General features: G+C 68.0%; 1 protein-coding gene. It reads left to right on the forward strand.

What is annotated here, in order from left to right:
• Positions 1-334, forward strand: a 334-nt coding sequence (locus FOJ82_RS16385; RefSeq protein ID WP_425472514.1) for a Mu transposase domain-containing protein, incomplete at both ends; no start/stop codon positions are given.

The following is a 334-nucleotide window of genomic DNA, read 5'->3' on the forward strand; positions in this document are numbered from 1 at the left end:
CCGGGTCGCGGCTTACAACACCACACCGTTCCAGAAGCGTCCCGGGTCCCGACACAGCGTGTTCGTCTCGGAGGAGCAGCCGCTGCTGAGGCCGTTGCCGCAGGTCGCCTACGAGATCAGCCGCTGGGTCTATGGCCGCCGCGTCGGACGCAGCGGGCACGTGGTCTGGGCCAAGAACCACTACTCGGTGCCGTTTGTCCACATCGGATCCAAGGTCGACCTGCGGGTCACTGACCGGGTCCTGGAAGTCTTCGCCGGCTCGCAGCGGCTCAGTAGCCATCTGCTGCTGCCGGAGGGATCCGCCGGGGGTTGGCGCACAGCCGAGGCCGACCTG

It is taken from the genome of Tessaracoccus rhinocerotis (assembly GCF_007197885.1).
Lineage (GTDB): Bacteria > Actinomycetota > Actinomycetes > Propionibacteriales > Propionibacteriaceae > Arachnia > Arachnia rhinocerotis.